20 protein-coding genes and 1 pseudogene are annotated in these 22,627 nt (G+C 72.0%); 8 read left to right on the forward strand and 13 right to left on the reverse strand.

What is annotated here, in order from left to right; translation table 11 throughout:
- Window positions 1-63: 63 nt before the first annotated feature.
- The 5 genes from QA861_RS17560 to QA861_RS17580 form a co-directional block, all read right to left on the reverse strand.
- Window positions 64-1,197 (reverse strand): hypothetical protein, encoded by a 1,134-nt coding sequence (locus QA861_RS17560; RefSeq protein ID WP_334589263.1) that lies wholly within the window; start codon window positions 1,195-1,197, stop codon window positions 64-66.
- Entirely contained in the window at window positions 1,197-2,066 is an 870-nt protein-coding gene (locus QA861_RS17565; protein WP_334590606.1) for a COG1470 family protein, read from the reverse strand. Before QA861_RS17565 ends, QA861_RS17560 begins: the two co-directional genes overlap by 1 nt.
- Before the next feature lie 38 nt (window positions 2,067-2,104).
- On the reverse strand, window positions 2,105-2,845 hold the full coding sequence (locus tag QA861_RS17570; protein WP_334589264.1) for an LPXTG cell wall anchor domain-containing protein: 741 nt from the start codon (window positions 2,843-2,845) through the stop codon (window positions 2,105-2,107).
- Between the two features lie 170 nt (window positions 2,846-3,015).
- The gene (locus QA861_RS17575; RefSeq protein ID WP_334589265.1) at window positions 3,016-3,501 is read right to left on the reverse strand and encodes an ATP-binding protein; all 486 of its coding nucleotides are present in this window, start codon (window positions 3,499-3,501) and stop codon (window positions 3,016-3,018) included.
- A gap of 184 nt (window positions 3,502-3,685) precedes the next feature.
- Window positions 3,686-4,099: an STAS domain-containing protein gene (locus tag QA861_RS17580; RefSeq protein ID WP_334589266.1), complete on the reverse strand. Its 414-nt coding sequence runs from the start codon at window positions 4,097-4,099 to the stop codon at window positions 3,686-3,688.
- 301 nt (window positions 4,100-4,400) lie between these two features.
- Between QA861_RS17580 and QA861_RS17585 the strand changes: the two genes are divergently transcribed.
- The 3 genes from QA861_RS17585 to QA861_RS17595 all read left to right on the forward strand — a co-directional run bounded on the left by QA861_RS17585 (window position 4,401) and on the right by QA861_RS17595 (window position 8,096).
- Window positions 4,401-5,321, forward strand: coding sequence for an RNA polymerase sigma factor SigF (locus tag QA861_RS17585; RefSeq protein ID WP_334590607.1), 921 nt, complete (start codon window positions 4,401-4,403; stop codon window positions 5,319-5,321).
- Between the two features lie 176 nt (window positions 5,322-5,497).
- Window positions 5,498-7,063, forward strand: a complete 1,566-nt coding sequence (locus tag QA861_RS17590) for a ricin-type beta-trefoil lectin domain protein (protein WP_334589267.1) — start codon at window positions 5,498-5,500, stop codon at window positions 7,061-7,063.
- A 154-nt stretch (window positions 7,064-7,217) separates the two neighbouring features.
- On the forward strand, window positions 7,218-8,096 hold the full coding sequence (locus tag QA861_RS17595) for a hypothetical protein (protein ID WP_334589268.1): 879 nt from the start codon (window positions 7,218-7,220) through the stop codon (window positions 8,094-8,096).
- A gap of 26 nt (window positions 8,097-8,122) precedes the next feature.
- Here the strand turns inward: QA861_RS17595 and hutI are convergent, their stop codons facing one another.
- The 4 genes from hutI to hutU all read right to left on the reverse strand — a co-directional run bounded on the left by hutI (window position 8,123) and on the right by hutU (window position 14,026).
- Window positions 8,123-9,379, reverse strand: coding sequence for an imidazolonepropionase (gene hutI, locus QA861_RS17600; protein WP_334589270.1), 1,257 nt, complete (start codon window positions 9,377-9,379; stop codon window positions 8,123-8,125).
- A 59-nt stretch (window positions 9,380-9,438) separates the two neighbouring features.
- Complete coding sequence (locus tag QA861_RS17605; protein ID WP_334589271.1) at window positions 9,439-10,815, reverse strand: formimidoylglutamate deiminase; 1,377 nt, start codon at window positions 10,813-10,815, stop codon at window positions 9,439-9,441.
- Window positions 10,812-12,023: an allantoate amidohydrolase gene (locus tag QA861_RS17610; protein WP_334590608.1), complete on the reverse strand. Its 1,212-nt coding sequence runs from the start codon at window positions 12,021-12,023 to the stop codon at window positions 10,812-10,814. Before QA861_RS17610 ends, QA861_RS17605 begins: the two co-directional genes overlap by 4 nt.
- Before the next feature lie 338 nt (window positions 12,024-12,361).
- Complete coding sequence (hutU, locus tag QA861_RS17615) at window positions 12,362-14,026, reverse strand: urocanate hydratase (RefSeq protein ID WP_334589272.1); 1,665 nt, start codon at window positions 14,024-14,026, stop codon at window positions 12,362-12,364.
- Between the two features lie 182 nt (window positions 14,027-14,208).
- Here hutU and QA861_RS17620 point away from each other — a divergent pair, with 182 nt between their 5' ends.
- The 5 genes from QA861_RS17620 (at window position 14,209) to QA861_RS17640 (ending at window position 18,172) form a co-directional block, all read left to right on the forward strand.
- On the forward strand, window positions 14,209-15,612 hold the full coding sequence (locus QA861_RS17620) for a type III PLP-dependent enzyme domain-containing protein (protein WP_334589273.1): 1,404 nt from the start codon (window positions 14,209-14,211) through the stop codon (window positions 15,610-15,612).
- Window positions 15,613-15,854: 242 nt separating this feature from the next.
- Complete coding sequence (locus QA861_RS17625; RefSeq protein ID WP_334589274.1) at window positions 15,855-16,280, forward strand: hypothetical protein; 426 nt, start codon at window positions 15,855-15,857, stop codon at window positions 16,278-16,280.
- Window positions 16,277-17,197, forward strand: a complete 921-nt coding sequence (locus QA861_RS17630; RefSeq protein ID WP_334589275.1) for a transcriptional regulator — start codon at window positions 16,277-16,279, stop codon at window positions 17,195-17,197. The genes QA861_RS17625 and QA861_RS17630 overlap by 4 nt, the downstream gene beginning before the upstream one ends.
- A 34-nt stretch (window positions 17,198-17,231) precedes the next feature.
- On the forward strand, window positions 17,232-17,771 hold the full coding sequence (locus QA861_RS17635; protein WP_334589276.1) for a roadblock/LC7 domain-containing protein: 540 nt from the start codon (window positions 17,232-17,234) through the stop codon (window positions 17,769-17,771).
- A 26-nt stretch (window positions 17,772-17,797) separates the two neighbouring features.
- Window positions 17,798-18,172, forward strand: a complete 375-nt coding sequence (locus tag QA861_RS17640; protein ID WP_307628484.1) for a hypothetical protein — start codon at window positions 17,798-17,800, stop codon at window positions 18,170-18,172.
- A gap of 44 nt (window positions 18,173-18,216) precedes the next feature.
- Here the strand turns inward: QA861_RS17640 and QA861_RS17645 are convergent.
- The 4 genes and pseudogenes from QA861_RS17645 to QA861_RS17660 all read right to left on the reverse strand — a co-directional run.
- A pseudogene (locus tag QA861_RS17645) lies at window positions 18,217-18,798 on the reverse strand (hypothetical protein); the annotation flags it as partial.
- Window positions 18,799-18,922: 124 nt separating this feature from the next.
- The gene (locus QA861_RS17650; protein ID WP_334589277.1) at window positions 18,923-19,879 is read right to left on the reverse strand and encodes a MurR/RpiR family transcriptional regulator; all 957 of its coding nucleotides are present in this window, start codon (window positions 19,877-19,879) and stop codon (window positions 18,923-18,925) included.
- Window positions 19,876-21,627: an aromatic amino acid ammonia-lyase gene (locus tag QA861_RS17655; RefSeq protein WP_334589278.1), complete on the reverse strand. Its 1,752-nt coding sequence runs from the start codon at window positions 21,625-21,627 to the stop codon at window positions 19,876-19,878. The genes QA861_RS17650 and QA861_RS17655 overlap by 4 nt, the downstream gene beginning before the upstream one ends.
- Window positions 21,628-21,825: 198 nt before the next feature.
- Window positions 21,826-22,605, reverse strand: a complete 780-nt coding sequence (locus tag QA861_RS17660; protein WP_334589280.1) for an inositol monophosphatase family protein — start codon at window positions 22,603-22,605, stop codon at window positions 21,826-21,828.
- Window positions 22,606-22,627: the final 22 nt, after the last annotated feature.

The raw sequence follows: 22,627 nt of genomic DNA on the forward strand, positions 1-22,627 counted from the left end.
CTCCCGCCCCGCCGAGCAGCAACAGGGCCCCTGCCGCACTCACGCTCCGTCTCCGTTGCGTTCTCACGTGTTCCCCTTCGTCTTCGTCGTGTTGGTCGTCGCAGTGCCCGCGCCCGTGTCGATGCCCGCGCCGATACCCGCGTCCGTGCCCGCTCCCGGGTCGGCCTCGGGGGTGAACCACGGCAGGGTCGAGGAAGCGGGCGCCGGCTCGGGCTGCCCATGGGCCTTCCGCGCGCCCAACCTCGGCATCCGGAGGGTCGGTTCGGGTCTCCGCAGCGCCCTGCCACGGCGCGCCGACGCCCGCGCGCCCGCTCCACCGGCTCCGCCCGGTCCGCGTGGCCGTACCCGGTCCACAACCGCCATCCCGACGCGGAACAGCGCCGCCGGTACGACGACACCCGCCAGGACCCAGAACAGGGTCACGCCCCACGGCCGGCCCACGCCCCACGGCTGCTCCGCGAGCACCTTCCCGCCGTACTTCAGCGAGACCGTGTAGTCGCCGTGCGCCCCGCTCGCCAGGGTCACCGGCAGTTCGACGCGCGCCTTCCCGCCCGGCGGGATCGTGCCGCGCCACTGCTGCTCGTCCCACTGCGGGGCGAACACCCCGTGGGAGGTGCCGATCCGGAAGACCGGGTTCTTGACCGCCCCCGTGCCGAGGTTGCCGACGGTGACCGCCAGCGTCCGTGAGGGAGGCGCCCCGAACCAGGTCAGCAGCCCGCTCGACCCGTCGAGTCGCGGGTCGGTGAGGACCGAGAGACGGCCCGTGCCGACCTGCGCGGGCAACGGTTCGACCGGGTGCCCGGCCACCTGGAACGCCGCGTCGCCCGCCGCCGGCGACGAACCCGTCACCGTCACCACATGCACCACGCACGGGCACGGCACGGGCGGTTCGACCACCGGGAGGCTCTTGCTGAAGCCGCCGTTCGCGTCCGTGGTGACGGCTCGTCCGTCCGCGTTGGCACAGGAGTTGGTGCCGCCGATCACTCCGCGGCCCGGCGCGGACCGGCCGCAGATCAGCATCATCAGCAGCGTCTTCGGCTGCCAGCCCGTCCCTGTCACGACGAGGGAACCGCCGGTGCCCGCCTGGGGCTTGGAGACCTTGACGGTCGGCCCGTCGGCGGCCGCCGCCGCGGTGGTCGTGGGTACCGAGAGCAGAGCGATCGCCAGTGCCGCGACCAGTGCAGGAATCCGCCGCATCACGTCATCGCCCCCGTCAGTTCGTCCGTCTCGGCCGCCAACTCCTGGCGTGCACACGGCTGTTCGTCCCGCCTACGGCGCCCGAGCCGTCGTACGACCACGAGGGCCACGCCCGCCGTCAGCGCCCCGGCGACCCCCGCCACCCCGCCCCACGGCACGAACCGCACCGACGTGCCCGCCTCGTCGCGTACCGTCCCGTCCGCCGCCGTGACCGTCAGCCGGACGTCGACGGCGTCGAACGCGGGGCGCTCGGACCAGGGTTCGGTGAGGGCGAGGCGCCGGCCCGGAGGCAGGCGTACGGGGAGGGTGCGCGGGGCCCGGTCGAGGAGCGGGCCGAGGACACCGTCCGCGCGGACGGCGAGGGTCGGGGTCAGGTCGGTGGTGCCGCGGTTGACCAGCTCGTAGGCGATGCGCTCGCCGCGTACCGCCACGTGCTCGACGGTCAGCGCGGGCAACCGGGGTCCCCCGACCCGGAGTCGGACCCGTACCGTCGCGGTCCGGCCCGACGCCCGGGCAGTGATCGTCGCGGTGCGGTCACCCGGAGGCGTGCCCTCGGGGACCCGCACCGTGAACGGCACGTCGGCACGCGTCCGGGCGGGGACCTCCACCACCGGGGCGGCGAGGGTGATCCAACCGCTGCCGGTCAGCCGTACGTCGAGGGTCCGCTTCGTCGGGTTGCGGACGGAGAGCGTGTCCTGGAGAACCGTCTTCGGCGTGCCCTCGGCGTAGAAGTACGGCCGGCCGGTGCCCAGGGGCGTGACGGACCAGCCCTCGTCGGCGACGGCCGGCGCCCCCGTGGACAGCAGCGCGACGAGGCCGAGCAGCCCGAGAAGGCGGCGGTGGCTGAGGCTGGGGCTGAGGACACGCATCGGCGGCTCCCGGAAGTCGTACGGGTCTCGTACGGGCCTCAGCGGCGTGCCGTCGACTGCCGTCGTACCGTCCCCGGCTGGTTCCTGCGGGTCAGCCACAGCGTGCCCGCCGCGCCCGCGAGCAGCACGGTGCCGCCGAGCGTGCCCAGTGCCACGAAGGAGTCCTCGGGGCCGGTCTGCGGGAGTGCGCCCGTGCCGCCGCTGCCGCCCGTGCTGCTCGTACCGCCTGTGTCGCCGCCGCCGGAGGCTCCCGTGACGTCGAGCGTCAGGGACGGCCCCGGGCTGTTGGTGGGCGTGCACGTGGTGGTCGTACCGGCGGCCTTGATCGTCAGGGTGCCGGCCGTGAAGGTGACCTTGCCGTTCTTCGACGGCGTGTACGTGCCGCTCAGGTCATTGATCTTGATGGGGGTGTTGGCGGGGAGCGCTGCCTCGTTCGCGGGTCCGCTGACGTTCAGCGTGCCGCTGTCCGCGCCGCCGAGTCTGATCGTGGCGCTCGGGCTCATCGCGCCCTTGCCCAGCTCGACCGGGCTGGACGAGACGCCCTTCTGCCAGGACATCGTCACCTTGTAGGCGGCGCCGCTCTTCACGGCCTTGATGTCGATGGACGAGAGGGCGCTCTTCACGCCGATCGGCGTGTCGCAACGGTAGTTGACGTCCACGACCTCGGCCCGGGCGGCGGGAGCGGCCAGCAGTACCGCCGATCCGGCCAGGGCCGCGGCGGACGCGAGCGCGGCGGCGCGTTTCGGGTGCGTTCGGCGGCATGTCCGGTGGTACGACATCGTCGTCCCCCATTCCTGGCGGTCCCGGCAGCGTTTCTGACGGCACATCAGATCGCGGATCGGCCGTCAAGGTACGCCGGGGGACCAACAGTTGGAAGACACAGCACACACCGGATCGGCGGTAATTCGGCCTGATCCCGGTGGTGCGTATCCCGCCGGAACGGCGGGAACTACGCCGGAGCGCCCAGCTCCGCCCAGACCCTCTTGCCCGCGACGCCGGGGATCCGTACGACTCCCCAGTCCAGGCACAGGCGCTGCACGATGAACATCCCGTGACCGCCGGGGCGCCCGGCACGGTGCGGGGTGCGCGGGGCGGGCTGGCCGGTGCCCCGGTCCGAGACCTCGACGCGGATCACCTTGTTGTCGCAGGTGATCCACATCTCGTCCGGGCCCTCGGCGTGCAGACAGGCGTTGGTGACGAGTTCGGAGACGACCAGCAGTACGTCCTCGGCGGCGGCCCGCCGGTCGGCGGTCTCGGCGGGCAGCCAGCCCCACGCGTACAGCGCCTGCCGGGCGAAGTCACGGGCGAGCGGAACGACACCGCTCTGCCCCCCGAAACTCAGATTGCGGGTCTGACGACCCCCGGAGGCGCCACCGCACTCGGAGGACTCGGGGGACTCCGGGGAGCCCGGCGAGTCGGGCCGGGTGGTGCTCATCAGCGCTTCACCTCACCGATTCACCAGTTGCGCGTACACGGTCGTCATTCAACACAGTTCCTTTACGCACGCCCTTGTGTGCATATTCAGGATGTCTCCTGCCCGGCGGAACCGACAGAACACCCCCCAAAAAGAGCGCGCTCAGGAACCGGCCCGGCCGGCCAGGAGGACCCGGCCGGAAAGGCTAGGAGGATTCGAGGGGCTCAGGCGACCCGGGCGACTCGGGCGGCTCGTCGGCGAGGGCGTCGGCGAGCGTCTCGTGGACGGTGAAAACGGCGTCCGCGCCCGTGATCTCGAACACCCGGGCGACCACTGGCTGCATTCCGGCGAGGTGCACCCCGCCACCCGCGGCCTCCGCCTTCAGGCGGGCGCCGAGCAGCACGTTGAGGCCCGTGGAGTCACAGAACTCGAGCCGTGCGCAGTCGACGACCAGCCGCGCGATGCCCTTCGCGAGGCAGTCCTCAAGTGGTTCACGCAACAGATCGGCGGTGTGGTGATCGAGCTCACCCGTCGGCGTCACAACGGCGCTGGGGCCGTCCTGCCGAACCTCCACCAGAAGCCGGCCAGACTGTGCGCTGCCGACCGTCTCGCGGTCCATGCCGTCCCTCTCTTCCGAGGCCTCTGCTGCTTACCGGCGCTTGCTCGCGCCCAACTGACGTCCACGAACACTACGCCTTCCTCACACTCTCCGACACCTGAACTAAAGCCCAAATGCGGACATATAGGAAGGGAACGCACTTGCGGCGGGCTCAGGAAACCGGGTAGGCCTAGTACTGGGCCGGTTCCCCCAGCGAGCCGGCCCGAGACACGCACCCGACACGGCCGGCATTGGAGGCGCCGCACACCGCACCGCACGCCCCGGCTTCGGCAGCCTTATGCCGAGAACCATGGAGGACACCATGTCACCCCGGCTCGACGCATCGCATACCCACTGGGCGACGTCGACACCCCCTCCGGAAAACACGGACTCCCAGCAACAGGACCAGCACCTCCCCGGCCCGCGCGTTCCGGAGGCCCTGAACGGGCTCCCCGAGATCCCGCCGTTCGACGAGGTGGGGGCGGTCGACGCCCGGGCCCTGTCCAAAACCCTCTTCGCGCGACTCGAGTCCCTCGAAGAGGGCACGCACGACTACGCGTACGTCCGTAACACGCTCGTCGAGCTCAACCTCGCGCTGGTCAAGTTCGCCGCCTCCCGTTTCCGTTCGCGCAGCGAACCGATGGAGGACATCATCCAGGTCGGCACCATCGGCCTGATCAAGGCGATCGACCGCTTCGAACTGAGCCGCGGCGTCGAGTTCCCGACGTTCGCCCTGCCCACCATCGTGGGCGAGATCAAGCGCTTCTTCCGCGACACGTCGTGGTCCGTCCGCGTCCCACGCCGGCTCCAGGAGCTGCGGCTGGACCTGGCACGGGCCGGCGACGAACTGGCCCAGCAGCTCGACCGCGCCCCCACCGTGGGCGAGCTGGCCGCACGGCTCGACCTCTCCAAGGACGAGGTCGTGGAAGGCATGGCGGCCTCGAACGCCTACACCGCCAGCTCACTTGACGCGCAACCCGAGGAGGACGACTCCGAGGGCGCGCTCGCGGACCGTATCGGTTACGAGGACCACGGCATCGAGGGCATCGAGTACGTCGAGTCCCTGAAGCCGCTGATCGCCGAACTCCCGCCCAGGGACCGGCAGATCCTCTCGCTGCGGTTCGTCGCGAACATGACCCAGTCGGAGATCGGCGAGGAACTCGGCATCTCCCAGATGCATGTGTCGCGGCTGCTGTCACGGACGTTGCAGCGCCTGCGGAAGGGCCTGACCGTCGAGGAGTGACGGTCGGGGTTCGGGGTCGGGACGGCGAGACAGGCGTCCGTTCGGGAGGGGTTTTCCGTTACCTACGGAAACCCCTCCTCTCTTTTCCCAAAGGCCCCCTGCGTCACCGGGCGCGCCATCAGACTGGCCGATACGTCAGCACGGGGCCGGAGTCGGGGGTGCGAGGAGGCGGACGGATGTCCCAGGACACCCACGACAGCGAGGGGTACGGGGTGTACGCCGGCGCGTCCGACGCCCGCCTCACCGAGTTGCTGCGCACCAACTCCCCCACTGCGTACCCCGCGTTGCGGGAACTCCGTGGCCGGCACCGCGCGTCCGTCCTCGCCTACGCCCGTCTGTGCACGGTGAGCGACTCCACAGCACGGCAGTTGGCGGCCCAGGCGTTCACGGAGGCGGCCCGGGACACGGCACGCGGTACCGAGCCGAGCGTCCCCTGGCGCCACCAACTCCTGCTGCTGACCACCGGTCTGGCGGCCACCTGGGCCACCGACGAACGCGCGGCGGGCCTCGACGCGAGCCTGCTCCTCGTCCTGAGCACCGCCGGCGGCGGTTGGCCGCCCCCGCCCATGCTGGGCCCGTTCCAGTCGCTGCCGGCCCGCACGCGCGGCCTCATCTGGTACGGCATCGTGGAGCGCGAGTCCGAGGACCGCACCGCCGCACTTCTCGGCCTGACACCCGAAGACGTGACGTACGAGACGCAGGCGGCGCTCCAGACCCTGGCCCAGGCCTGTCTGCGGTCCCGGCTGGCCATCTCCGACGACCCGCGCTGCCAGGACTTCCGCCGGCTGATCGAGGAGTCGGTCCGTCCCGTCAACCCGCGCCACAGCACCGACCTGAACTCCCACATGGTCATCTGCCCGCACTGCTCGGGGGCCTACGAGGAACTCTCCGCCCTGCGCGACCACCCGCGCACGGCGCTGGGCGAGGGCCTGCTGCCGTGGTGCGGTCCGGCGTACGCGAGGGACGCGCCGACGGTCACCCGTGCCAACGCCGCTACGCCTGAGCCCAGTTGGCTCTGGTCGCCGGCCCGGCGGTCCCGTCGGCGGTTCGTGCTGGCCTCGGCGGCGCTCGGTGTGACGCTGGTCCCGCTGCTGATCGTGCTGCTCTCGTCGGGCGACAGCTCGCCGAACCAGCGGGGTGGGCCGGAGGCGCCACCGCTCAGCGCGGTACCGAGCGGCCCCGGGGCGGCGGCCCCCTCGGCGTCGGCGGCCACCGGGTCCCCTTCCCCGCCGCCGACTTCACGACCCCCGACCACTCCGACACCGACTGCCAGGCCGACGCCCACGGCAGACGTCACACCCAGCCCCACGTCCACGTCCGTCTTCCGGGCGCCCGGAGCCTCGTACGCCCAGGTGGTGAACGTCGCCTCGGGGCGCTGCCTGGACATCCGGGACGGTGTGACAGAGAAGGGGACGGACGTCGTCACGGCGCCCTGTTCCGTGTCGGCCGATTCCCAACGCTGGCGTGTGGACGCGGACTTGGGGTTGTTGCGGTCGGCCGCCGACACCGGTCTGTGCCTGGACACCCGGGGTGATGTGGACAAGGGCGTCGGCATCTGGGAGTGCGCGTCGGTGGACAGTGACGACAACGGCGACAACCTGCGTTTCACCGTGGACGACGACGGTGTGATCCGTCCGGCGATCGCCATCGCGACGGCGCTCAGTCCGGACGTCGACGGCGGACTGACCCTCGCGCCGCTGTCGGGCGGGTCGGGGCAGCGCTGGCGCGCGGGCGCTAGCTGAAAAGTCGGTACTCGCCAACCTCCCGCGAGAGCCCGGCGTTTCACTCCGCCGTGGGAGAAGGGAGTGAAACGCCGACGGGGACCTGTCGGCAACCCGGCGCGCGGCCGGTGGCGACCCGAGGGTGAATCCCGTTCCCCACAACAGGAGTTCACCCATGCGCAGACGTATCGCACGCCTCCTGGCGGTCCTCGCCTCGCTGGCGGCGCTGATCGCCGCTCCCGGTCTGCCGGCGGCGTTCGCCGCTCCCGCCGTGACGGCGGCACAGACCCGGGCCGCCGACGACTGGAACCCGCCCGCCAACCTCGTACAGCCACTGAACGAGGTCTGGAACCACGTCTCGTCGACCTATCCGGACCTCTACGGCTTCCGCAACTATGGCTGGGACCAGGTCATGGCCAACCGCGGAAGCGTCAACTACTGCGTCCGCTGGGAGTCGGACGCGCCCGTCAGCACCGCCCTGCGCGACCGGATCCACACGGCGCTGAAGAAGCAGTTCGCCAAGTGGATGGCGGCCATGGTCGACAACGGCAAGGGACACAACGCCTGGCCGTACACCAGCGTTCCCGTCAACATCGTCGGGTGGGCGGTGAAGAACCGCTCGACCCTGCAGTGGACCGACAACTCCGTCGACATCTACGCCGGGAACCTCGACGGCGACGGCGCCCCGCAGTGCGCTCCCGACTGCGGCCGCTTCTTCCACCAGGACGGCAACTACTCCCGGTGCCCGGGTGGCGCGTCCCGCCACTACGACCAGTCGCTGTGGCTGACGAAGGGCTTCCAGGGCGGTGCCGGCGGCGACTGGGGCCAGCGGATCGGCCAGGAGTACTTCACCAGCACCCTCGACCAGGAGAACATCCACATCTACCTGCACGAGGTCGGCCATACCTTCGGGCTCGACGACTTCTACGACTGGACCCCGACCGGCCAGTGCTGCTTCATCATGAACGCGGGCAGCGCGACCCAGATCACGGAGTTCGACAAGTGGATGCTCCGTGACTTCTGGCGCCACCTGAAGAACCGTTACGGCCTCTGAGGGATCGACCGGCTTGACCGATCGGCTCAGACGACCTGTACGCCCCGCCGCCACACCCCGCTGACCAGCGGAACTCCCGGCCGGTAGGCCAGGTGTACGTGGCTCGGGGCGTCCAGGATCGTCAGGTCGGCGTACGCCCCGGGCGTGAGGCGGCCGATGTCGGTGCGTCGGAGGGCCCGTGCGCCCCCCGCCGTGGCCGACCAGACCGCCTCGTCCGGGGTCATGCCCATGTCCCGTACCGCCAGCGCGACACAGAAGGGCACGGAGGAGGTGAAGGACGACCCCGGGTTGCAGTCCGTGGAGAGCGCGACCGTGACGCCCGCGTCGAGGAGACGGCGGCCGTCCGGCCACTGGGCACGGGTGGAGAACTCGGCGCCGGGCAGCAGGGTCGCGACCGTACGGCTGTTCGCGAGGGCGTCCACGTCGGCGTCGGTGAGGTGGGTGCAGTGGTCGGCGCTGGCGGCGTCGAGTTCGACGGCCAGCTGCACGCCGGGGCCGTACGAGAGCTGGTTGGCGTGGACGCGCGGGTGCAGCCCCTTCGCCCTGCCCGCGGTGAGGATCGCGCGCGCCTGATCGCCGTCGAAGGCACCCTTCTCGCAGAAGACGTCGACCCAACGGGCGTACGGGGCACAGGCGTCGAGCATCTCGCCGGTGACCAGGGCGACATAGGCGGCCGGGTCGTCGGCGTAGTCCGGGGACACGATGTGAGCGCCGAGGTAGGTGACCTCGTCGGTGTGGGCGGCGGCGATACGCAGGGCGCGGGCCTCGTCCTCGACGGTCAGGCCGTACCCCGACTTGGTCTCGAAGGTCGTCGTGCCCTGGTGGAGGGCCTCGCGGAGGTAACGGGTGAGGTTGGCCTCCAGTTCCGCGTCCGTGGCGGCACGGGTCGCGGCGACGGTCGTGCGGATACCCCCCGCCGTATAGCCGCGCCCTGACATGCGGGCGTTGAACTCCTGGGTCCGGTCGCCCGCGAAGACGAGGTGGGAGTGGGAGTCGACGAAGCCCGGGAGGACGGCCCTGCCACCGGCGTCGACCCGATTGTCAGTGGCGGGTGCTTTGCTGGATTCACCGGTCCAGACGACGCGGTCGCCCTCTATGACGACGGCCGCGTCCAGGACCAGCCCGAGTGGAGATTCGTCGCCGAGAGAGGGGTCGTTGGTGACCAGACTGCCGATGTTCGTGATGACAGTCGTCGTGCCGGTGGTGGTGTCGGTCGTGCTGCCGATAGCGCTGTTCGTCCGGTTCGGGCTGCCCGGACTGCTCGGCGTGCTGGTGCTGTTCATGGCGTCCTCGTGGGTGGCGGGCCTGCGGGCGGGCGGACGTACGGGGGTGCGTACGGGGTTCAGCCGCGCAGGGCTTCGACAGCGGCCGCAAGGGCCTGCGGAACCTCGGGCACGAGGGTGTGCGTCCCGTCCCGCACGACGTGCCGGCCGCCCACGACCGTATGGCGCACATCCGCTGCCGACGCTGCGAATACCGCGGTCTCCGCTCCCAGACGAGGCACCGGCCCCGCTGTTCTGACCGAGTCGAGCGCGATCGTCGTGAAGTCGGCGAGCGCACCCGCCTCAAGGGTGCCCGCGTCGTCCCAGCCGAGGGCCGCGTGACCGTCGGCGGAGGCCGCCCGGAGCAGGGCCGCCGCTGTCCAGTGGCCCCGGGTGCGGGTGCGCAGGCGCTCGTTCAGCTCCATGGCGCGCGCCTCTTCGAGCAGGTCGATGACGGCGTGGCTGTCGGAGCCGAGACAGAGGAGTGAGCCCGCGCGCTGGAGGGCGACGGCGGGGCCGATGCCGTCGGCGAGGTCGCGTTCGGTGGTGGGGCACATGCAGGTGCCGGTGCCGCTGCCGCCGAGAAGCGCGATGTCGTCGTCGGTGAGGTGGGTGTTGTGGACGCCGGTGGTGCGGGGGCCGAGGACCCCGTGGTCGGCGAGCAGGCGGGTGGGGGTGCATCCGTGGGCGGCGAGGCAGGCGTCGTTCTCCGCCGTCTGCTCGGACAGATGCACATGGAGGGGCGCCCGCCGTTCCTCTGCCCAGCGTGCCACGATCGCCAACTGGCCGGCGGGCACGGCCCGTACGGAGTGGATGGCGGCACCGATCCGCGCGTGATCCCGGTCCTTGAGAACTGAACAGCGTTCCGCCCAGGCGTCGGCCGTGCCGTCGGAGAATCGGAGCTGGTGACGGTCCGGGGGCTGTCCGCTCCTCGTGTTGTGGATCCCGGAGGAAAGGTAGGCGGTGTCGAGGAGGGTGATGCGGATTCCGGCGTCGGAGGCCGCCGCGAGGAGGGCCTCGCCCATCGCGTTCGGGTCGGCGTACGGGGTGCCGCCGGGGGCGTGGTGGACGTAGTGGAACTCGCCGACGGCGGTGATGCCGGCGAGGGCCATCTCGGCGTACACGGCTCGGGCGAGGGCGTGGTAGCTCTCGGGGGTCAGCCGGTCGGCGAAGGAGTACATGATCTCGCGCCAGGTCCAGAAGGTGCCGGAGCCGACCTGGACGGTGCCGCGCAGGGCGCGGTGGAAGGCGTGACTGTGGGCGTTGGCGAGCCCGGGAAGGGTGAGCCCGCGGAGGATCTCGGTGCCGGGCGGCGGGGCGTCGACCCCGGTGCGGACGGCGGTGATCCGGCCGTCCCGCACATCGAGGGCGACGCCCGGCTCGACGTTGGTGTCGAGCCAGGCGTGCTCCAGCCAGTAGGTGCGCTGCGGATGCGCGTGCTGATGAGGGTGCGTCACGTGCGGGCCAGCCCTTCCAGTACGTCGGCGAGTGCGGTCACCCCGGCCACGCAGTCGTCCTCGGCGGCGTACTCCGCCGGGGAGTGCGAGACGCCCGTGGGGTTGCGCACGAACAGCATGGCGGTCGGGATGCTCCCGGAGAGGATCCCGGCGTCGTGTCCGGCACCGGTGCCCAGGACGGGGACGGTGAGTGCGGCGTCCTTTTCGTCCCGGCCCAGCAGTCGGGCCAGTTCGTCGCGCAGGGCGTGGTCGAACTCGACGACGGGGGTGAACGACTCCCGGACGACATCGAGATCGACACCGTGCGCCTCGGCGTACTCGCGGGCCGCCTTCTCGACGCCGGAGACGACGGTGTCGAGGGCGTGCTGGTCGGCGGCGCGGGAGTCGAGCCAGCCGCGCACGAGGGAGGGGATGGCGTTGACCCCGTTGGGCTCGACGGCGATCTTCCCGAAGGTGGCGACGGCGCCGGCCAGCCGCGCCTCGCGCCGGGCGGCGAGGACGGTCTCGGCGTACGACAGCATGGGGTCACGGCGGTCGACGAGGCGTGTCGTCCCGGCGTGGTTGGCCTCGCCCCGGAAGTCGAACCGCCACCGCCCGTGCGGCCAGATGGCACTGGCGATGCCGACGCGGTCGCCGCTCAGGTCGAGGGCCCGCCCCTGCTCGACGTGCAGCTCGACGAAGGCGCCGATACGGGCGAGCCGCTCGGGGTCCGGCCCGATCGCGTCCGGGTCGTACCCGGCGGCCTCCATGGCGCGCGGCAGGGTGACACCGTCCCCGTCGGTCAGCAGCCGGGCCTGCTCGACGGTGACGGCACCGGCGGTGAGCCGCGACCCGACACAGGCGAGCCCGAACCGGGCACCTTCCTCGTCCCCGAAGTTGACGATGGCCAGCGGCTTACCGAACCGCACACCCCGGCCCCGGAGTTCGTCGAGGGCGGCGAAGGAGGAGACGACACCGAGGGGCCCGTCGAAGGCTCCGCCATCGGGCACGGAGTCGAGATGCGACCCGGTGACGACGGCGTCCCCGGCGCCGGGATCCCCGAGCCAGGCCCACTGGTTCCCGTTCCGGTCGACCTCATAGACGAGCCCCCGAGCCTCGGCCTGCTCCTTGAACCACGCCCGGCACTCAAGATCCACCCCGGTCCAGGCGAACCGGCGATAGCCCCCGGAACCGGGATGCCGCCCGATGGGCGCGAGCTCCCGCCACATCTCCAGAAAGGACCCACCGAAAGACCCACCGGACTGCGGGCCGCCGAGCTGTGGGTCGCCGGAGCGCGGACCGCCAGCCTGCGAGCCGCCGGGCTGCGGGGCGCCAGCCACCGCGGCCCCGGACTGCGCGCCGCCAGCCACCGGGCCACCGGACTGCAGGCCACTGGGCTGCGAGCCGCCAGCCACCGGGGCGCCGGGCTGCGAGCCGCCAAGCTGGGGCGCGCCAGGTTGTGGGCGGTTGTTCCGCAGGGCGGAACTGGTGGGCGCGGCCGAACCCGTGGTCGGCGACGAACCATCCGCCCCCACCGAGGAGTCGCCGCCCCCGCCAGAAACACCCCTCACGCGTCGTCACCCTCACGCATCGGCACCCGCACGCCACGCTCGTCCGCGACCGACTCCGCGATGTCGTACCCGGCGTCCACGTGCCGGATCACCCCCATACCGGGGTCATTGGTCAGCACCCGGCGGATCTTCTCGCCCGCCAGCTTCGTGCCGTCGGCCACGCACACCTGCCCGGCGTGGATCGACCGTCCCATGCCGACTCCGCCTCCGTGGTGGATGGAGACCCATGACGCCCCGGACGCCACGTTGACCATCGCGTTCAGCAGCGGCCAGTCGGCGATCGCGTCGGAGCCGTCGAGCATGGCCTCCGTCTCCCGGTAGGGAGACGCGACGGACCCGCTGTCCAGGTGGTCGCGGCCGATGACCAGCGGCGCGGCCAGTTCTCCGCTCGCCACCATGTCGTTGAAGCGCTCGCCCGCCTTGTCCCGCTCGCCGTAGCCGAGCCAGCAGATCCGGGCCGGCAGCCCCTGGAAGTGGACGCGCTCTCCGGCCATCTTGATCCAGCGGTGCAGTGACTCGTTCTCCGGGAACAGCTCCAGCATCGCTTTGTCCGTCTTCGCGATGTCGGACGCCTCGCCCGACAGGGCAGCCCAGCGGAAGGGGCCCTTGCCCTCGCAGAAGAGGGGGCGGATGTACGCGGGCACGAAGCCGGGGAAGGCGAACGCCCGTTCGTATCCGGCGAGTTGGGCCTCTCCCCGGATGGAGTTGCCGTAGTCGAAGACCTCGGCGCCGGCGTCCATGAAGCCGACCATCGCCTCCACGTGCCGTGCCATCGACTCGCGCGCCCGGGTCGTGAAGCCGGCCGGGTCCTTCGCCGCGTAGGAGGCCAGGTCGTCGAAGTCGACGCCGACCGGCAGGTAGGAGAGCGGGTCGTGGGCCGACGTCTGGTCGGTGACGATGTCGATGGGGGCGCCCTCGGCGAGCATGCGCGGGAGCAGCTCGGCCGCGTTGCCCAGCAGGCCGATGGAGAGCGGGCGGCGGGCGTCCCGGGCCTCCACCGCGAGCTGGAGGGCGTGCTCCAGGGAGTCGGCCTTCACGTCGAGGTACCGGTGCTCGATGCGGCGCTCGATGGCACGCGGGTCGACGTCGATGCAGATCGCGACGCCGTCGTTCATCGTCACGGCGAGCGGCTGGGCGCCGCCCATCCCGCCAAGGCCGGCGGTGAGGGTGATCGTCCCGGCGAGGGTGCCGCCGAACTTCTTGGCGGCGACGGCGGCGAAGGTCTCGTAGGTGCCCTGGAGGATGCCCTGGGTGCCGATGTAGATCCACGAGCCGGCCGTCATCTGCCCGTACATGGTCAGACCGAGGGCCTCCAGACGGCGGAACTCCTCCCAGTTGGCCCAGTCGCCGACCAGGTTGGAGTTGGCGATCAGTACGCGCGGGGCCCACTCGTGGGTCTGCATGACGCCGACCGGGCGGCCCGACTGGACGAGCATCGTCTCGTCCTGCTTGAGGGTGCGCAGGGTGCGGACCATGGCGTCGAAGGAGCGCCAGTCACGGGCCGCCTTGCCGGTGCCGCCGTAGACGACGAGCTTGTCGGGGTGCTCGGCGACCTCGGGGTCCAGGTTGTTCTGCAGCATCCGCAGGGCGGCCTCCTGCTGCCATCCCAGGGCACTCAGTTCCGTACCGCGCGGGGCTCGTACGGGGCGGGGTCCTGACATGGTCTGCCTCCCAGCGGACTGCTAGCGACTATTGCAGTGGATATTCACATCTTCGCCTTCTGAATAGAACTAGTCAATACGTTCTTGCGCCAGCACGCACGCGCCGCGGATGTTTGGCTTGCCCCATCGATACGGACATCGACACATACGTCAGCACGGACAACGACACCACGGGGGATGTCATGGAGCACAACAGGTCGGATCGGATCAGCCGGCGGGACGAAGCCGTACGCGCCGCCGTGGAGCAGGGACTGCTCCACACCCACGCACCCATCGTCGGTCTGCTCGACGTCACCGGCATCCGCGAGTCCGTCGCCGAGCTGCGCGCCGCCTTCGACGCGGTCCTGGCGCCCGGCACGCCCGTACTGCACGCCTTCGCGGTGAAGGCGACCCCGCTGGTGCCCGTACTGCGGCTGCTGCGCGAGGAGGGGATCGGGGCCGAGGTGGCGAGCCCGGGGGAGCTGGCGCTGGCGCGGGCGGCGGGCGTGCCACCGCACCGGACGGTGCTGGACTCGCCGGCCAAGACGCCCGCCGAACTGCGCGAGGCGCTGGCACTGGGCATCGCCGTGAACGCCGACAACCCGCAGGAGCTGCACCGGCTCGACGCGCTGATGGGCTCGGCGACCAGCCGGTCCCCGATCGGGATCAGGGTGAACCCGCAGATCGGCGGAGGGTCGATCGGGTCCACGTCCACGGCCACGGCGACCTCGAAGTTCGGGGTGGCGCTCCAGGACGAGGGGGCGCGCGAGTGGATCGTGGGGGCGTACGCCGAGCGCCCGTGGCTGACCAGGCTGCACGCGCACACCGGGTCGCAGGGCATCCCGCTGTCGCTGATGGTGCGGGGCGTGGCGGAGACGTACGCGCTCGCCGAGGAGATCAACCGGCGGGTCGGGCGGCGGCAGATCGACACGATCGACATCGGCGGCGGGCTGCCGGTCAACTTCGCGTCGGACGCGACGAGTCCGACGTTCGCGCAGTACGCGCGGCTGCTGGGTGACGCGGTGCCGGGGCTGTTCGCGGGGCGGTACGGGCTGGTGACCGAGTTCGGGCGGTCGCTGCTGGCCAAGCACGGCACGGTGGTGGCCCGGGTCGAGTACGCGAAGAGCGCCGGCGGACGCCCGGTCGCGGTCACGCACGCGGGCGTACAGGTCGCGACCCGGACGGTGTACGCGCCGGGGTCATGGCCGCTCAGGATCGCCGCGTACGACGGGAGGGGGCGCCCCAAGTCCGGGGCGGACGTGGTGCAGGACGTGGCCGGGCCCGCCTGCTTCTCCGGCGACCTGCTCGCCGAGGGGCGGGCGCTGCCACTGCTCGAACAGGGCGACTACGCGGCGGCGCTGGACACGGGCGCGTACTACTTCGCGCACCACTACGGGTACAACTCCCTCGCCCGGCCGGGGATCTACGGATTCGCGTCGACCGGGGGCGGTGACGGCAGGGGCGGTGACGGCAGGGATGGGGGCGTCACCTTCGCGGTCGTACGGGAGCCGCAGACCGTCGCCGAGATCGTGGCCGAATCCGGCGGGGCGCACGCGTCCGCGCTCACCACCCTCGCCACGCCCGCCTCCCGCTCGGCGCGCCCTTGACGGACTCCGGGGAACATGCAGGTCAACTGCCTTGAAAACAGGCTCAGTCGACCCACCTTAGTCATCCGGCGCATGTTCCACTGGAAAATGCCAGATCTCTCACTCCTCGCGCACACGTTGCGTAGCGTCTGCGTCACTCAGCCGAACACCGGGCTGGCCGAACATCAGTCGGCCGAACGTCAGGTGGGGCGGCCGAACACCAGCCGGACAGACGCGAGCGGGACAGGTGGGAGGGGCTCAGGGTGCCCGGAATCGACGAGTGCTTACTGGAAGCCATGCGGCTGCCCGGTGCCCGGGGCGCCGCGCTGGTCGACTGGACCAGCGGGCTGGCACTGGGCACCGTAGGGGAATCCCCGGGCGGTGACCCGGAGACGATGGCGGCCGAGGCGGCCGAGCTGGCCCGGCTGGCCGCCGAGCACCGCGCGTTCGCCCCGGAGGAGGACTACGACGCCGACGCCGACGAGTTCACCGGCGGTCGGTCGGGGCAGGATCCTCCGGTCGAGGACCTGATCATCAGCAACCGCGACAGCTATCACGTCCTGCGGTTCGTCAGGACGAGCTTCGACAGCAGTGTGTTCCTGCATCTGTGGCTGGCCCGCGCGGACGGCAACCTCGCGCTGGCCCGCATCCGGCTCGGCGAGATGGCCGGACGGCTGGTGCTGGGATGACGACACTGCGCACGAACCTGACGACCCCGCCCCCGCGTCTGCCGGTGCGGGACAGGGCGGCGGCCCGGCAGCGGGTGGGGGGCGGGGTCTCGCCGATGCTCGCCCGGCTCGCCACCGAGCGGGCCACCGGTGTCCTGGTCCGCGAGCGCGGCTCGCTCTATCTCGCCGACGGCGAGGTCGTGCACGCGGAGAGCCCGGCCGTACCCGGCCTCGACGTGCTGCTCACGGCGCGCGGCACGCTGGACGCGGACGGCTGGCGGGACGCGGTCGGCGCGGCCGGCGAGCTGCACCGGGTCGGGCGGTTCCTGGTCGAGAGCGGCCGGATCGGCGCGGGCGCCCTGGAGGTGTGCCACCTGGGGGCGCTGTACGACGCGGCGTACTTCGCCCTCTCGCCCAGCGGCACGCCGGGACACTTCCGGTACGGGGACACGCACTGGCTCGGTCCGGTGCGCCCGGTGCCGGTGGCGGCGGTCGAGCACGAGACGCTGCGCAGGCGCGCCCTGCTGCACCGCATCTGGCCCGACCCGGCCCCCGACAGCGCCCCCCTGCTCCTCTCCGGCAGCCCGGCCGCGCCGACGGTCACCGCCCGCCAGCACGCCGTACTGGCCCTGGTGAACGGGGTCCGTACGGCGGCCGACATCGCCCTGGCGCTGGCCCGCCCCACGTTCCACGCCCTCGTGGACATACGGCGACTGGCAGCCGCGGGCGTCATAGCCCCGGAGGCCACCCCGACCCCGACCCCGACCCCGATGCCGATGCCGATGCCGATGCCGGCCGACCTCGCCCCCGCACTCGCCCCGCCACCACCGTCCGAGTCCTCCGCTCCCCCGGCTCCCCCCGGGACACTGCCGCCGTCGTTCGCCGACCCCAACGTCACGCTGCTGAAGAGGCTCAGGGATGCGCTGGAGGCCCTTTGAACGGCAGCGCCCGCGTGCCGAGAGGAGACAGCTCATGGCAGCCGAGGCCGAAGTCATGGACGAACTGCGCAGGTTGCGGGCCCGCGTACCCCAACTCACCGGCGCGCTCGCGGCCAGCGTCGACGGTCTCGTCATCGTGCAGGACACCCCAGGTGTCGAACCGGAGACGGTCGCGGCGCTCACCGCCACCGCGCTCAGCGTCGCCGTGCGGATGGCGGACGCGACCGGCCAGGGCGACTTCCGCGAGCTGCTGGTGCGGGGGGTGTACGGCTATGTGGCGACGTACGCGGCGGGCCGTACCGCCGTCCTGACACTGCTCGCCCAGGACCGCGTCAACGTCGGCCGGCTGCACCTGGAGGGCCGCCGGGCCGGCCTGCGTATCGGGGAGCTGGTCGACGCGGCGGCCGAGACCCGGCCACCGCCGGCCGTGGCGGAACCGGCCACCGAGCCCACGGCGCCCCCCATGCCCACCACCGCACCCGCACCCGCCCCCATGCCCACTCGAACCAGAACCCCGCGCGCGGCACGCACACCGTCAACCACGCCCAACGCGCGTACCACCACGGATAGTTGAACCGGAAGCAGGAGAGGAACACCGTCATGGCCAACACCGAGACCGCGCTCAAAGAGGCGCTGACCTCCATCGAGGGCGCCACCGGAGTCGCACTCGTCGACTACACCAGCGGCATGGCCCTGGGCACGATGGGCGGCAGCAAGACGTTCGACCTGAACGTCGCCGCCGCCGGCAACACCGATGTCGTACGCGCCAAGATGCGGACGATGGAACACCTCGGTCTGAAGGGTGAGATCGAGGACATCCTGATCACGCTGTCCAGCCAGTACCACCTGATCCGCATGATGAAGGGGCGCGGGGGCAACGGCCTCTTCCTCTACCTGGTGCTCGACATCAGCCGTTCCAACCTGGCGATGGCCCGCCACCAGCTGAAGAGGATCGAGGCGGACATCGAGGTCTGAGCCCGGCCGGCGAGCCGGACCAGCCAGCCGAGCCGGACCGGCTGGACCAGTACGTCGCCGCGGCGGCGCGCCCCGCCCGGGGTCGCGTCGCCCGCGGCGATTCCCGTGGCACGGTAGGCCTTGACCGGCTTGCCCACCGGGGCCCCGGAGCGCGGGCCGAGCCAGTCGACCCGCACCCAGAGCAGCACGTCGTCGGCACGCTCACGGCGGCCCAGCCAGGCCGCCTTCAGCCGCAGCCCGGTACCGGCCCCGGCGAGCAGCAGCCCGCCCGCCGCGGGCACCGCGAGGGAGCTGCCCAGCGCGGCGGCGAAGGCGAGCAGCAGCCACCAGCGGTGGCCACGGCGCCAGTTGCGAACCGTCACCGCGCGGTCCTGGAGCACATCGTGCCGCCCGGCCCGGGCGGGACCGGCGGCGAGCGCGGTGTAGCGCCGGCGCCGCGCGTACGCCACGACCCCGGCCGTGATGATGAACAGCGCGGCCCCCGCCATCACCCCGATCCGGCGGCCGGTGATCCCCGGCGCCAGTAGGCCGATGCCCGCCGCGAACACCCCGAACCACCACATGGGCGCCGCTCCGGCCCGTACGACCACAGCCACCCGCGCCAGCCCCTGACCTCCGCGCGCCACGTCCGCCTCCCGGTTCCTCCACCTCGTACAGTCCTGCCGGAGCGGGAGAGTAGCGAGCGAACGTGAGACGAGTCTGAGAACGGGGGACGGGTACGAGAAGGACCCGCGAAGTACCCGCCCGGGCCTACTCGACGAACAGCCCCCGGGCGGCCGCCCGCGCGTCGAACTCCTCCAGGCGGGCCTGGGCGTCCGGCAGGTCGTCGCACATGGCCTCCAGCAGCACCCGGCCGAGCAGCATCGGCGCACAGGCGGTGTCGAAGGCGAGGCCGGTGCCGACGGCGGCCGGCAGCAGCAGGTCGGAGACCTTCGCGACCGGCGCGAACGCCGAGTCGGCGACGGTGACGACGGTCAGCCCCGCCCCCTTGGCGTAGGCGAGGGTGTCGACGACCTCGCGCGGATGCCGGGGCAGCGCGAAGCACAGCAGGGCCGAGGCGCCCGCCCGTACGGCGGCGTCGATACGGTCGTGGATCATCGTGCCGCCCTCATGGAGCAGCCGTACGTCCGGGTGGACCTTGGCGGCGAAGTACGCGAAGCCGTAGGCCTGGGAGGCGGCGGCGCGCAGCCCGAGGACGGGCAACGGGCGGGAAGCGGCGAGGAGTTGACCCGCCCGCCGTACCGGCCGTGGGTCGGCGAGGATCTCCGCCAGGTGCCTCAGGTTCTCGATCTCGGCCTCGACGGCCTGCTGGTACTCGTTGTACGAGCCCGGCTCGGCGCTCTGTTCGGTGGGGGCGACCTCGCGCAGGTGCTTGCGCAGCGCCGGGTAGCCGTCGAAGCCGAGGGCGACGGCGAAGCGGGTGACGGACGGCTGGCTGACACCGGCCAGTTCAGCCAGCTCGACACTGGAGAGAAAGGGCACCTCGGAGGCGCGGCGCACCATGCTGTGCGCGATGCGCCGCTGCGTCGGGGTGAGCCGGTGCCCTTCGAAGAGTGCCTGGAGCCGGGCGGCGGGGCTGTCGGGTAGGCGCCCGCTCGCGCCCACCTCTCCTGCGGCGCCCTGCACCCCCTCGACCCTTTCCGTCCTCTCCGTGCCCTCCGCGCCCGTACTGGCGTCCCTGTTGTCGTCCGCGTTCGGCGTGCTCATTCCCCGCTCCCCCTCCAGATCTCCGTGAACCGGTCCAACAGTGCCGATGCCGCTGTCACGTCGTCCGTGAGCGGCCGGTCGGCCGAGTCGGCGTCGAGGACCGACTCGGCCAGCTCCAGCGCCCGTCCGGCCGGCAGTTCGGGGTCCGGCCGCAGGTCGCGCTGGCGCAGCGCCCGTACGGCGGCGACCAGTTCGCAGCCGACGACGAGACGGTACGCGTCGCACGCTCGCAGTGTCTGGCGGGCGGCGAGCGAGGCGAAACTGGCCTGTTCCTCGACGCCCCGGGAGAGTACAGCGTGCCCGAGCGAGGCGGGCGCGGAGAAGGCCCGCAGATCACCGAGGGCCGCTCCGGCGGCGTACTCCAGGATCATCACCCCGGAGGCGGCGGGCTCGTGGTCGGCGAGGAAGGGGCGCAGTCGGGTGAAGGCGGGCTCGTTCAGGGTGGACAGGCGTGAGGTGGACAGCCGCGCCACCTGGGTGATGGCCAGCCTGAAGTGGTCGAGGGCGAGGGCGAGTTGGGCCTGGTAGAAGCCGCCGTGGTGGTAGGCGGTGAGGTCCTCGGGGGAGATGAGGGGGTTCTCGGCGGCGGCGTTGATCTCGATCGCGAGCACTCCCTCCAGCGCGTCCGCCGCGTCATGGGCGGGCCCGTGGATCTGCGGCAGGCACCGGAAGCCGTACGGGTCCTGGATGCGCCCGAGGGGAGGGGTGGGCCGGTCCGCGGAACCGATCAACTCCCGCATCCGGCGGGCGACTTCGACGGACCCCCGGTGCGGACGGGCGGCGTGCACGGGCGCCGCGTACGCCTCGTGGGATCCGTCGACGGCGTGCAGCGAGAGCGCGGCGACGACCTGGGTGGCGGCGATGAGCCCGCGCAGTTCGTGCAGGGCGAGCGCGGCCTGCCCGAGGGTGAGCGCGTTGCTGCTGATCAGGGCGAGGGCGTCATTGTTGTCGAGGGCCTGGGGCGCGGGGGCGCCGACGGCACGACGCCCCCGGAGCACTGACCCACCGGCCCACGACCCCACACCCGGCCGCGACCCCGCACCGACCTCCGAGCCCACACCTGCCCCGACCTCCGACGCTGACCCCACACTCGGCCCCGGCCCGGCACCTACCCCCACCTCCGACCCTGACCCCACACTCGGCCGCGACCCCACACCCACACCCGCACCTGGCCCTGACCGCTGATCCTGCCCCGACCCGATCCAGTCGTGCTCCCCCGCCAGCGCCAGCCCCACCTGGGCCAGCGCCGCGATGTCCCCGGTGCCCACCGACCCGAACTCGTTGACCACGGGATACGCGCCGTTCTCCAGCGCCTCGCACAGGGCGGTGACGACTCCGGGCCGTAGTCCGGCGCCGCCCGCCAGCAGCTGGTTGGCGCGGACGGCGAGCATCGCCCGTACCTGCCGGGCCGGCAGTTCCGCGCCGATGGCGCCGGCGTGACTGCGCAGCAGGCGCAGGCCGTGGTCGGCGGCGGCCTCGGTGGGGACGTCCTCGTTGCGGTTGGCGCCGACGCCGGTGGAGCGGCCGTACACGCGGCCGGTCGCAGCGATCCGGCGGGCGACGTCCCAGACCTCCTCGACGCGCTTCATCGCGTCGGTGCCGGGGACCGGCCGCGCGGCCCCGTCGGCGAGGCGTACGACGTCGTCGACGCCGAGGCCGACGCCGTCCAGCACGACGATGCCGGTGGACATCGGGGGTGACGCGGCTGGTGACACCGAGGACGGCGCATCCACGATCCGGGACGACATAAGGCGAAGACTCCCCTCGAACGGGACGCGACCCGGACTCCCGGTCCTGCTCGCCGGACGTCCGTTACCTCAGATGCCTCGGATCAGGTCGGCAGCCAGGCATGGCCCATCCATTCAGGCAAGGCAGATGCTGCATGACGTTATACAGGATCGGCAAGGGGCACCCCGTGATCCGGGCGGACACCGACGAGGAGCGCCTCAGGCGGTAAGGACTTCCAGCGCGGCCGCGTGCACACCCGGTGCGGCGGCGAGGTAGCTCCCGTCGGCCAGGTCCCACGGCTTGCCGTCGATGTCGGTCACGATGCCTCCGGCCTCCTGGACCAGCAGCACACCTGCCGCGTGGGACCGGACGTTGTCGAACTGCCAGTGCAGGTCCATCCGGCCCGCGGCGACCTGGGCGAGCTGATGGGTCACCGGTACGGATATCCGCACATGGAGGGCGGAGTTCGTCATCGCGGCGAAGGCGGAGCCCATCCGCTCGGCGAGCTCGGGGTCGTGACCCGGCTGGGCCTGGCCGGTCCCGGCCAGTGCGCCGTCCAGCGACGTCTTGGCCGAGACCCGCAGCCGTACGCCGTTGAGGAACGCCCCGCCACCCTCGGTCGCGGTGAACATCTCGTCGAGGACCGGGAAGTAGAGCACCGCCAGCACCGGGCGGCCGTCGCGGACGAGGCTCACGCCGATGTTCCAGTCGGGCATGCCGTGCACGGCGTTGACATTGCCGCCGACCGGGTCGATGAGCCACCAGTCACCCGTGGCCAACGGTCCTGATCCGTGTTCGTCGTTGAGCCAGCCCGCGCTCGGCAGGGCCTCGGTCAGCGCTGGGCGCAACGTGCCGACAACGGCCGCGTCATTGGCCCGGAGGTTCGCGAGCAGTTCGGGAAGTGCCGAAGGACGGGACTCGGTGGAATAGCGCGTCATCATCAGGGCGCCGGCCCGGCGGACGGCGGCGACGGTGGCGGCAAGCAGTTCCTGGCTCATGGGATGCTCCTGGAGTTGATCG

This window comes from Streptomyces sp. B21-083 (assembly GCF_036898825.1).
Lineage (GTDB): Bacteria > Actinomycetota > Actinomycetes > Streptomycetales > Streptomycetaceae > Streptomyces.

Excerpts from the sequence above, each read along its gene's own strand:
- QA861_RS17595 (WP_334589268.1), top strand. The coding sequence starts at position 7,218 with ATGCGCAGACGTATCGCACGCCTCCTGGCGGTCCTCGCCTCGCTGGCG.
- QA861_RS17660 (WP_334589280.1), bottom strand. The coding sequence starts at position 22,605 with ATGAGCCAGGAACTGCTTGCCGCCACCGTCGCCGCCGTCCGCCGGGCC.
- QA861_RS17620 (WP_334589273.1), top strand. The coding sequence starts at position 14,209 with ATGGAGCACAACAGGTCGGATCGGATCAGCCGGCGGGACGAAGCCGTA.
- QA861_RS17640 (WP_307628484.1), top strand. The coding sequence starts at position 17,798 with ATGGCCAACACCGAGACCGCGCTCAAAGAGGCGCTGACCTCCATCGAG.
- QA861_RS17570 (WP_334589264.1), bottom strand. The coding sequence starts at position 2,845 with ATGTCGTACCACCGGACATGCCGCCGAACGCACCCGAAACGCGCCGCC.
- QA861_RS17650 (WP_334589277.1), bottom strand. The coding sequence starts at position 19,879 with ATGAGCACGCCGAACGCGGACGACAACAGGGACGCCAGTACGGGCGCG.
- QA861_RS17610 (WP_334590608.1), bottom strand. The coding sequence starts at position 12,023 with ATGTGGCGGGAGCTCGCGCCCATCGGGCGGCATCCCGGTTCCGGGGGC.
- QA861_RS17635 (WP_334589276.1), top strand. The coding sequence starts at position 17,232 with ATGGCAGCCGAGGCCGAAGTCATGGACGAACTGCGCAGGTTGCGGGCC.
- QA861_RS17580 (WP_334589266.1), bottom strand. The coding sequence starts at position 4,099 with ATGGACCGCGAGACGGTCGGCAGCGCACAGTCTGGCCGGCTTCTGGTG.
- QA861_RS17560 (WP_334589263.1), bottom strand. The coding sequence starts at position 1,197 with ATGCGGCGGATTCCTGCACTGGTCGCGGCACTGGCGATCGCTCTGCTC.
- QA861_RS17590 (WP_334589267.1), top strand. The coding sequence starts at position 5,498 with ATGTCCCAGGACACCCACGACAGCGAGGGGTACGGGGTGTACGCCGGC.
- QA861_RS17585 (WP_334590607.1), top strand. The coding sequence starts at position 4,401 with ATGTCACCCCGGCTCGACGCATCGCATACCCACTGGGCGACGTCGACA.
- QA861_RS17575 (WP_334589265.1), bottom strand. The coding sequence starts at position 3,501 with ATGAGCACCACCCGGCCCGACTCGCCGGGCTCCCCGGAGTCCCCCGAG.
- QA861_RS17630 (WP_334589275.1), top strand. The coding sequence starts at position 16,277 with ATGACGACACTGCGCACGAACCTGACGACCCCGCCCCCGCGTCTGCCG.
- QA861_RS17655 (WP_334589278.1), bottom strand. The coding sequence starts at position 21,627 with ATGTCGTCCCGGATCGTGGATGCGCCGTCCTCGGTGTCACCAGCCGCG.
- QA861_RS17565 (WP_334590606.1), bottom strand. The coding sequence starts at position 2,066 with ATGCGTGTCCTCAGCCCCAGCCTCAGCCACCGCCGCCTTCTCGGGCTG.
- hutU (WP_334589272.1), bottom strand. The coding sequence starts at position 14,026 with ATGTCAGGACCCCGCCCCGTACGAGCCCCGCGCGGTACGGAACTGAGT.
- hutI (WP_334589270.1), bottom strand. The coding sequence starts at position 9,379 with ATGAACAGCACCAGCACGCCGAGCAGTCCGGGCAGCCCGAACCGGACG.